The sequence below is a fragment of the Variovorax sp. 01T439_2 genome (assembly GCF_056398445.1).
This window is the reverse complement of record NZ_JBFTPJ010000903.1, coordinates 1-2,400: the sequence shown is the minus strand read 5'-3', so window position 1 is coordinate 2,400 and position 2,400 is coordinate 1. Positions and strand designations below refer to the sequence as shown.

Genomic DNA, 2,400 nt, shown 5'->3' with positions numbered 1-2,400 from the left:
GGGCGCGGCCGGCGCCTCGGGCACGGGCATCCGCATGGCGCTGCAGGCCGACCTGCGCGCGCTGCGGGTGCTGGTGCGCACCGACCGGCAGCTCACGCTCTCGGGCAACCTGCAGGCGCGCCTGGACGCCGGCCAGTTCAGCGTGCGCGGCAAGCTCAGGACCGACCGCGCGGTGATCATCCTGCCCGACGAGACCGCGCCGAGCCTGGGCACCGACGTGGTGGTGCGCTCCGCCGCCAAGGACCGCGAGCTGGCCGAGCAGGCCCAGCGCGACGCCGCGCGCAACGAGGCGCAAGCCGCCAGGCCGCAGACCGCGAAGCCGCCCGACATCGTCGTGAACTTCGACCTGGGCGACGACTTCGCGGTGCAGGGGCGCGGCATCACCACGCGGCTCGAGGGCGACCTGGAGATCCGCAGCACCCGGCTCGATGCGCCGCCGCGCATCACCGGCGAAGTGAAGACCGTGAAGGGCCAGTACCGCGCCTACGGCCAGCAGCTCGACGTGGAAACCGGCGTGGCCCGCTTCAACGGGCCCTTCGACAATCCCGCGCTCGACATCCTGGCGATCCGGCCCAACATCTCGCAGCGCGCCGGCGTGCAGATCACGGGCACCGCGCAGTCGCCGCGCGTCAAGCTCTATTCGGAGCCCGCGCTGTCCGACGCGGAGACGCTCTCGTGGGTGGTGCTCGGCCGCGCCTCCGCCACCAGCGGCGGCGAATCGGCGCTGCTGCAGCAGGCGGCGCTGGCACTGATCGGCCACGTCAGCAAGGGCACGAGCGGCGGCAGCCTGGCCGGCCGCTTCGGCCTGGACGAACTCGGCTTCAAGGGCCCCGGCAGCGGCGGCGACCTGCGCGAATCGGCGGTCACGCTCGGCAAGCGGCTGTCGAAGGATTTCTATCTCACCTACGAACGCAGCCTGGGCGGCACCTTCGGCACCATCTTCATCTTCTACGACCTGACGCAGCGCCTCACGCTGCGCGGACAGGCCGGCCAGACCAGCGGGCTCGACCTGATCTACACGCTCAAGTACGACTGAGCTGCGGGTCTGCCGCCTTGACCGCGGTAATTCACAGGGTTAAAAATCGTTAACGCCCTTCTAACAAGGAACGACGATGCACGGTGAAGGAGACAAGGGCGAGTGTTCCATGCTGGACCGTCAGAAGTACGACCCGCCGGGCTACTCGCGAACCACGTTCTTGCGCCACGCGCTGCAGTGCGTGATTGCAGTCATTGCAGCTGGCGCCGCGGTGGCGTCCCTTCCCTATTGGGGAGGCGACGACTTTCCGCTGATGGGCCTGATCGTCTACGTGGCGGGCATGGTGTTCGTTGCCATGCCGCTGTGCCTGTACTACGAGTCGCTGCTGCAGTCGCATGAAGAGCGCGTGGAGCGCGCGCGGCACATGCTGGCCGGCTAGGCCTCCGCCTGGACCTCCGGCTTCGCCTTGACCACCTGCCTGAGGCCCGCAAGCGCGGGATCGACGATGGCCGCGTCCGCTCCCACCGCATACACCGCATAGGCCGGATAAAGAAACTCCGGCGTCCCGGGCACGCGGCGCAGCCGGCCCGATTCGAGGTGGCTGCTCACCACGTCGTGCCGGAAGTAGCCGGTGCCTCCCGCGGCCAGCAGATACTCGCGCCCGAGCGGCCCGAGCCCCGCGCTCACCGCGGCGTTGGAGAGCTCGGGAAACGCGAGGCCGTGCTGCGCCGCGAACTCCGGGCCCCAGTCCACATACACATAGTCCGCAGGCCGCGGYACGCGCGGATGCTGCGCGGTCGTGACCATGACCAGCTTCTCCTCGATGAGCAGCTCCACGCGGAGGCCCGGCCGCTGCTGCGGCGCGTAGGCAATGGCCATGTCGAGCACGCCCGCGGCCACCTTGTCGAGCAGGTCGTGCGGAAAGCCGACCTCGGTGCGGATGGCCAGCTGCGGCGCGGCCGTGCGCATCCACAGCAGCCATTGCAGCAGCAGCGGATCCCACAGGCTGATCTCGCAGCCGATGGCAAGCACCGCGCGGCTGCCGACGGGCACCGCTACCTGGTGGCGCGCGCGCTCCCACACCTGCACCAGCATGGTGGCGTGCGGCAGGAACTGCTCGCCGGCCGCGGTGAGCACCGCGCCCGCCTTGTTGCGCACGAAGAGCGGCCGGCCCAGCAGCTCCTCCAGCGTTCGCACGCGCGCGCTCACCGAAGTCTGCGTGACGTGCAGCCGCTCGGCGGCGCGCTGGAAGCTGCGCGTGTCCACGATCTCGAGGAAAGTCCGGGCCAGGTTGATGTCCATGCCGCATCCTTTTGAGTGCATAAATTTTGCACTCAACTGGCAATTAATATCGTTTTACTTGATGCGAACGCGGGCCCAAGATGAAGGTTTTACTTGATGCGAACGCGGGCCCAAGATGAAGG

At 68.8% G+C, this 2,400-nt stretch carries 3 protein-coding genes; 2 read left to right on the top strand and 1 reads right to left on the bottom strand.

Annotation, left to right across the window (positions count from 1 at the left end):
• Both AC1DOC_RS29560 and AC1DOC_RS29555 read left to right on the top strand, forming a co-directional pair.
• A partial coding sequence (locus AC1DOC_RS29560; RefSeq protein WP_478131113.1) for a translocation/assembly module TamB domain-containing protein occupies window positions 1–1,036 on the top strand: 1,036 nt, incomplete at its 5' end.
• Window positions 1,037–1,145: 109 nt separating this feature from the next.
• The gene (locus tag AC1DOC_RS29555; protein WP_244883698.1) at window positions 1,146–1,415 is read left to right on the top strand and encodes a hypothetical protein; all 270 of its coding nucleotides are present in this window, start codon (window positions 1,146–1,148) and stop codon (window positions 1,413–1,415) included.
• Here the strand turns inward: AC1DOC_RS29555 and AC1DOC_RS29550 are convergent.
• The gene (locus AC1DOC_RS29550) at window positions 1,412–2,278 is read right to left on the bottom strand and encodes a LysR family transcriptional regulator (protein ID WP_436311630.1); all 867 of its coding nucleotides are present in this window, start codon (window positions 2,276–2,278) and stop codon (window positions 1,412–1,414) included. The two genes, AC1DOC_RS29555 and AC1DOC_RS29550, sit on opposite strands and share 4 nt — an antisense overlap.
• Between the last annotated feature and the right edge of the window lie 122 nt (window positions 2,279–2,400).

Coding starts and splice junctions, on each gene's coding strand:
- AC1DOC_RS29555 (WP_244883698.1), top strand. CDS start 1,146: ATGCTGGACCGTCAGAAGTACGACCCGCCGGGCTACTCGCGAACCACG.